Annotated in this window: 9 protein-coding genes; 5 read left to right on the forward strand and 4 right to left on the reverse strand. The window is 37.9% G+C overall.

Translation table 11 applies throughout. From position 1 onward, the window contains the following. From CYP84_RS03255 to CYP84_RS03270, 4 genes are all read right to left on the reverse strand, one after another. The coding region (locus CYP84_RS03255) for a PDC sensor domain-containing protein (RefSeq protein WP_103636662.1) at positions 1–1,549 on the reverse strand (1,549 nt) is incomplete at its 3' end. A gap of 117 nt (positions 1,550–1,666) precedes the next feature. Next, positions 1,667–2,209 carry an SCO family protein gene (locus CYP84_RS03260; protein WP_103636663.1) on the reverse strand — a complete coding sequence of 181 codons (543 nt, stop codon included), beginning with the start codon at positions 2,207–2,209 and terminating at the stop codon, positions 1,667–1,669. Positions 2,210–2,218: 9 nt separating this feature from the next. Beyond that, complete coding sequence (locus CYP84_RS03265; protein WP_103636664.1) at positions 2,219–2,683, reverse strand: hypothetical protein; 465 nt, start codon at positions 2,681–2,683, stop codon at positions 2,219–2,221. Next, positions 2,683–3,105: a copper chaperone PCu(A)C gene (locus CYP84_RS03270; RefSeq protein ID WP_103636665.1), complete on the reverse strand. Its 423-nt coding sequence runs from the start codon at positions 3,103–3,105 to the stop codon at positions 2,683–2,685. The genes CYP84_RS03265 and CYP84_RS03270 overlap by 1 nt, the downstream gene beginning before the upstream one ends. A gap of 136 nt (positions 3,106–3,241) precedes the next feature. On the opposite strand from CYP84_RS03270, the gene CYP84_RS03275 reads away from it, so the two are divergent. Genes CYP84_RS03275 through CYP84_RS03295 form a run of 5 tightly spaced genes read left to right on the forward strand, consistent with a single transcriptional unit; the run spans position 3,242 to position 6,288 of the window. Then, positions 3,242–4,207, forward strand: coding sequence for a L,D-transpeptidase family protein (locus CYP84_RS03275; protein WP_103567723.1), 966 nt, complete (start codon positions 3,242–3,244; stop codon positions 4,205–4,207). Positions 4,208–4,209: 2 nt separating this feature from the next. Next, the gene (cmeU, locus tag CYP84_RS03280; protein ID WP_009294264.1) at positions 4,210–4,449 is read left to right on the forward strand and encodes a CmeU family protein; all 240 of its coding nucleotides are present in this window, start codon (positions 4,210–4,212) and stop codon (positions 4,447–4,449) included. Then, the gene (locus CYP84_RS03285; protein ID WP_103636666.1) at positions 4,442–5,455 is read left to right on the forward strand and encodes an alanine racemase; all 1,014 of its coding nucleotides are present in this window, start codon (positions 4,442–4,444) and stop codon (positions 5,453–5,455) included. The genes cmeU and CYP84_RS03285 overlap by 8 nt, the downstream gene beginning before the upstream one ends. A gap of 9 nt (positions 5,456–5,464) precedes the next feature. Further along, positions 5,465–5,896: a peptide deformylase gene (locus CYP84_RS03290; RefSeq protein ID WP_103636667.1), complete on the forward strand. Its 432-nt coding sequence runs from the start codon at positions 5,465–5,467 to the stop codon at positions 5,894–5,896. Then, positions 5,887–6,288, forward strand: coding sequence for a flagellar protein FlaH (locus CYP84_RS03295; RefSeq protein WP_103590733.1), 402 nt, complete (start codon positions 5,887–5,889; stop codon positions 6,286–6,288). The genes CYP84_RS03290 and CYP84_RS03295 overlap by 10 nt, the downstream gene beginning before the upstream one ends. The last annotated feature ends 443 nt before the right edge of the window (positions 6,289–6,731 follow it).

Below are 6,731 nucleotides of genomic sequence, written 5' to 3' on the forward strand. Positions count from 1 at the left end.
GTCTTATAACATCAGCTGTCTTTTGAGAGATGGCATTCATTGAGCTACTCATTTGCTCAACTGCTGCTGCACTTTCTTGTAAGCTATTTGCTTGAGTGCTAGCGCCTTGTGTTAGCTCTTTCATAGCTGAAGCTAAAGTTGTAGCTTTTTCTTCAAGTAGCTGTGCTTGGCTTAAATTTGAGTTTAGCATAGAGCAAACTACCTCGCCCATGTTTGATACTCCAAGTATCATAGCTTTTAGGTCAGCCTCTAGCTCTTCATTTATCTCAACCTTTGCTGTAAAGTCATTTTTAGTATATGAGCTAAGAACATTTGTTATGCCCTTTAAATTTGCCGAGATAGATGTAAAGAATTTATTTAGTAGCTCTTTTAGTTCATTTAGTGATGGGTTGTTTGGAGTTGAGCCTATCTTTGCTCCAAGGTTTCCTTTGATCATCAAATTTGCTACCTTATTTAGCTCATCTATCATAGTGCTATCTTTTTTGATGCCAGCTATGACTTTGTCGATGTTCTCATTTATTGCCTTGCTCATCTCACCAAATTCGTCATTTGATCTTACCTCTAGCTTGCTTGGTGCTTTTGCTTCGTAAGTTACAAATTTAAATACATCATCAAGCTTAGACTGGATGGTTTTTATAGGGTTAAGAGACTTTTTAAGTAAGAAATAGACAAATACTGAGAGGATAACGATAAATAGCACTGCTAGGATTAGCTGGATCTTTAGGAGGGGCATTGTATTTGACGTAAATACATCTTTTTGCATGGCAGTTATAGCTAGCCAGCCACGATCGTTTAGCTCTATGAAGTCAGCATATCTATCCTCGCCCTTTGTGTTTTTATAAGCAATTAGTCCGTTTTCATTAAATTCTTTATTTTTATATCTATTAATTAGACCTATCGTAGTTGGATTATCTTTGCCAACTAACTCTTTGTCAGGGTGGATGATGATCTTGCCATCTTTATCTACTACGTAAGCATAGCTATAATCAGTCTTGCTGATACTCATGATCTCTTCACTGAGACTTGAAATATCAGCATTCATGGCGGCGACACCTTTATTACCGATAGGTGCTGAAAATGCTATCATCATGGCATTTGAGCTTGATGATTTATAAGGATCAGAAAAAGTTGCTTTTGAGCCTTTTGCGATCTTATACCAGTCTCTTGTTCTTGGGTCGTAGCCATTGTCTTTTGGCATCTCATTTTTACCATTTGAGCGGTACATCGCACCATCGCTCTCATATCCAACAAAAATTCTCTCTATCTCAGGCGATACGATAAGCTTGCCTGTGCTTAAAATTTCATTTATCTGGCTTCTGTCCTCTAGCTTTTCTAGCCTTTGGGCGATGCCATTTGCGGCATGTGTATTCTCGTCAAAAAATGTATTCATAGCGTTTTTTACATCTTTTAGAATTTGACGTTGAGATTGGATTACTAGCTCAATGGTTTTGTTTTGGGCAGTGTAGTAACTAGCAGCTGACATAGCCACAAACGAAATACATAGAGCAACTATTAGCATTAGTGCTATTTTATTGGTGATTGACTTCACACGAATTCCTTTACATATGATTTACATTGTCGCAATATCGGCTAGTTTAAAAAGAATTGTATAGCTGTTTAAGAAGTTTTTCTTTAAAAGTAAGAAATTTTGATCTACAAGATAAATTTAAGGTCTATCTTTTATCAAATTTAAAAGATTTTCTCTGATATTTTCGTTAGTTAAATTTGAAATTTCGCCGTAGAAATTCCCCTCTTTATCTAGCAGATAGATAGCAGAGCTATGAGCGACAGAGTAGCCCATAGCAGAGTTTTTAAGATGCATTTTTTGATATTTGACGCCGTAGTTTTTAGCGACTTTTGGCAGATCATTCATCTTTAGTCCGTCTGCATCTTTGTAGAAATTTTTTGCCATTAGGGTTAAATTTTCAGGCGTATCACGCTCAGGATCAAGCGTGATGAAAAGTAGCTCAAAGTCATCTCTTTTTAGTTTATTTAGCTCATCGCCCATAAGAGAGAGTGTAGTAGGGCAGACATCGGGGCAGTAAAGATAACCAAAATATATCGCTTTATATTTGCCGTTATAGTTTTTAAGACTCACTTCGCCATGCTCTGAAAGCGCCTTAAAATCATACTTGTTTGGCTTTATAAAAAGCATCGCAAGACCTGCGCATATTAAGATTATTATTAAGCCCCAAAGTGTCTTTTTCATCATTTGCCCTTACATTTTTAGATCGAGATCGACAAAAAATCCAGTATCTTTTTCGCCATCAAGCAGCTTAAATCTATACCTCATAAGATCGACCACGCAAGCACTTAGCACGACTTGGGCTATTAGGTTATCGCCCCTTTGATCAAGCCTTGCCTTTATAGAACCCATGTTCATATTTATGCCCTCGATGGCAAGGTTTGGATCTTTTAGTCCTAATTTTTTGCCATTAATGATCTTAAAGCTAAACGGTCTCATCGCAAAGATCGGTCTTGGCGAGATGTCTATCTTTAGCTTAACGCCATTAAATTTCACCTCGCAAGCATCTTTATTTAGATCGCATTTTAGAGGGTCAAGCGATGTATTTACATCGGCAAATTCAGGCGGATCCTCTTTGCTGACCATAAATTTATGACCCATCCAAAAAGCACCTGCTACTATAAAGATGAGTGAAAAAAGGGTTAGAATCTTTTTCATTATTTAAAGTTTTTGGTTACTTCGATATTATCAAGCTTGATGCTCTCGCCGTTGCTAAATTTTAGCTCCAGATCAACCTTGTCACCATCTTTTATGGGCTTATTTAGATCCATAAGCATGATGTGAAGACCGCCAGGTGCTAGCTTTGTCTCGCCATTTTTTGGGATAACAGCGTCCTCAACCTGAACCATAGCCATCATGCCATTTTCCATCTTGTGAGTGTGAATTTCAGTGCTTTTACAAACGCTTGAATGAACACCAACTAGCTTTACATCGGCATTTGAAGCATTTTTGATATCCATGAAAATAGCGCTGTTGTTTGTGCCAGGCTTTGTGTCTCTTGCTCTGACATGATCTAAGCTGATGTCAGCTGCCATTAGTGTAGAAGCCGCAAGCAATGCACTAAAAACAAGTTTTTTCATATTTTTCCTTTATGGTAAATTAATAATGGTTTTCAGATTATACATATAAAGAAACTAAAATTCCCTTTAAAATTTAAAAATTGAAATTTTTTAGGTTATAATTACGCACTAAATTTTACTTTTTGGGACACTTCATTTGAAAAAGATACTACTTTTCTTCATCGCGTTAGCGCCTTGTCTTTTTGCCCAAAATTACGAAGAAATTTACTTAAAAAATGGCCCATCTGCTGTCATAGAAGCCATTGAAAAGAACATTTTAAGTAAGGATTACTGGCTTAAAAAGCTCAAAGACAAGGACGTTAGATACGGATATTACGACAACGAGATACTTCTAAGCGTGGTTGATAAGACTGATAAAGAGCTTGAGGTCATCTCTTATAAAGACGGCGTTACGAAAAAGCTTTTTAGCTCAAGCGTCATCGTTGGCAAAAATGGCGACAAACTGCTTGAGGGCGACCTAAAAACGCCAGTTGGTGTCTATCAGCTCACACGTAGATTTACGCCAAATGACAGATATCTTGGGCCTCTTGCTTTTTCTCTTTCATATCCAAATTTGCTTGATAAACTTGCCAAACGTAATGGCAGCGGCATCTGGATACATGGCTATCCGCTCGATGGTCAAAGGACAGATGAGCTAAAGACAAAAGGCTGCGTGGCTATGCAAAATGACATTTTGATGAAATTTGACGAAGTGATAGACCACAAAAAAACGCTCGCATTTATCTACGAGGACAAGCGCCCAGAAGCAAGCGTGAATGACATAGCGGTGATCATCTCTGGAATTCTTAACTGGAAGAAGACTTGGAGCGAGAGTGACATTGATAGCTATTTGAAATTTTATGATAAAGATTTTGAGCGATATGACGGCATGAGCTTAGAAAATTTTAAAAATATGAAACGAGCCATCTTTTCTAAAAAAGAGAAAAAACATATCGCTTTTTCAAATTTTCTCATCACACCTTATCCAAATCTTAAAAATGACAAGCTCTTTCGCGTGAGTTTTTATGAGGATTACGCTGCTGATACGCATAAATTTGCAGGTCAAAAGACCCTTTATGTCAAGCTTTATGGCGATGAGATGAAAATTTTTATAGAGGAGTAGAAGTGGAAAAATCTCAAGAAGTAAAAGAGAAGATAGAAAAAATTTTAGAGGCGAGGTCTGCATTTTTCGCTGAGCTAGACCGCCAAGTGCCAAAGAAAAATGGCACTGATGTCTTTGACTTTAGCAAGGTTAAAGAGGCTGATCTAAAAGAAATTTACGCTAAATTTTACGCATTTGACTACAACGTAAGAAAGCTCTTGCCTGACGTTTATAAAGCTTATGATGTGAATTTCAATGTCTGAGATACGCTTAAACAAAGCAGCTTACATCCACAATCTAACTAAAATTTGTGACAAAGCTGGCGGAAAAGAAAATGTTATCGTCGTGCTAAAAGATAACGCTTATGGGCACGGTGTAAGGCTAATAGCTAGCGAGGCTAAGAAATTTGGCATAAAAAACTGCGCCGTAAAGAGCGAATTTGAAGCAAATGAGATCGCTGATATCTTTGAAAATATCTTGATCCTCTCGCACATCCCAACAGGCGATGAGAGCGCTAAATTTACCTACGCCATAAACGACATAGACGCACTTTTAAAGATAAAAGAAAATACAAAAATCAACCTCGCCATTGACACTGGCATGCATAGAAATGGGCTTGATACAAGCGAGCTTGATTATGCATTTGAAATTCTAGCCAGAAGAAATTTAGAGCTTCTTGGCGCTTATACTCACTTTCGCGCAAGCGATGAGCTAAATGCTGATTATTTCGTGCAAAGAGAAAACTTTAACGCCGCAAAAGCGAAAATTTTAGCTCTTTGCGATGAGTTTGGTATAAAAAAACCGATCTTTCACTCTCATAACTCAGCCGCCCTTGAAAGAGCTAGCGCGGTTGAAGATGAGATGGTGCGTGTGGGTATCGCTCAGTATGGATATGCCCAGTTTAATGGCTCTTTAAATTTAAAGCCGGTGCTTTCACTTTGGGCAAAGCGCGTTAGCAGACGTGTCTTAAAAAGTGGTCAAAGCGTGGGATATGGGGCTAAATTTATAGCAAAAGATGATATAAACGTCGCTACTTACGATCTTGGATATGGTGACGGACTGTTAAGATACAATGGGCTAGGCGAGCTAAGACTTGCAAACGGCGAGATGGTACTTGGCAAAATTTCGATGGATAGTTTTAGCTGCAAAGATAGTGGCGAGTGGGTCTGTGTCTTTGAGGACGCAAATGTCTGGGCTAACTTTTTTGGCACGATAAACTACGACATCTTGGTCAAACTTTCGCCAAATATCACTAGAAAATTTATATAAAGGTAATATGTGAAAAAGATCGTTTTATTAGCTCTTGCAAGCCTTGCTTTTGGTGTGCAAGAGAGTGAGTTTAAAGTCTATGAGCAGATACTAAATCAGCTTGATACAAAGCAGATCCCAGCCTTTGTCGTCCAAACTGCAAAGCCAAATTTGCCAAGTAGAGTCGATGATATGATCACGCTAAAAGATGTAAGCAGTGACGGACTAAACATACATGGCGAGTTTGTCTTAAATGAGACTAAGACAAAGAAGTTAAAAGGCTATAACAAGGCTCAAATTTCAGCTTTGAAAGATGAATTTTATCAAAACGGAAAAGAGGCGCTTTGCAACTCAGGCATGGCAAGAGCTGCGCTAAATCGCGGCATCACGCTAAGTGGTAGCTACGGCTTTGAGGGCAGACATCTTTTTGATTTGAAGCTGGATAAAAGTAGTTGCGAGTAGCCATTTTTGCGCTGGTTTTTTGCTCGCTAGCTCTGGCTCTTACGCCAGATATGGCAGCGAAAAATCACGCAACATACTACAAAAAAAAGCTCCCATTTATCTGCACGCCTACGCTAACTCTTAATGATATCTTAAATGTGGGCGATACGCTCATCTACAGATACGCCGTCAAACACGCAAGAAAACAAGAGATCAAAAGGCTTGAAGAAAAAGAGCTTTTGGAATTTATCGAGGCTATAAAAAAAGAGAATTTAAGAACCGCCTGCAAGGACAAAGAAATTTTAAATATGCTAAGCATCGGCGTTAGCTTGGATGAAATTTTCTACTCAGAAAACGGCGAACTAATCTTTGAATACACTATAAAAGATGAAGATTGCAAGAGACTTCAGTAAATTTGGGGTTAAATTTCAGTTTTTGGGTTGTAAATTTGATTTTTTACAAATTTTAAAATTCTGCTCGTTTTTTTTAATAAATCACTAAATTTAGAGCCGTGATATGCATTTTTACAAATTTTAAAATTCCACTCACTCACAAGAATTGGCTACTAAAATTTGGCTTCGCTTATCGCTTAGCTCAAATTTTAGAGCCGAAATTACTCGTTCATGAAATTTTAAAATTTGCCTGACGATCACTTGATTTAACAAAGCAAATTTACAAATTTTAAAATTCCACTCACTCGCCTTAGCAGACTACTAAATTTAGGCTGCACTTCGTTTAGCACTAAATTTAGAGCCGTGATATGCCAGCTCTAATTTTAAAATTTACTAGAGTTTTTAAACACATGCAGTGCGCCAGCACCATTGCATGTCCCTCTAACGTGCGAGGGGTTTAGGGG

Origin of the sequence: Campylobacter concisus (assembly GCF_002912425.1) — a bacterium.
GTDB classification, from domain to species: domain Bacteria; phylum Campylobacterota; class Campylobacteria; order Campylobacterales; family Campylobacteraceae; genus Campylobacter_A; species Campylobacter_A concisus_AH.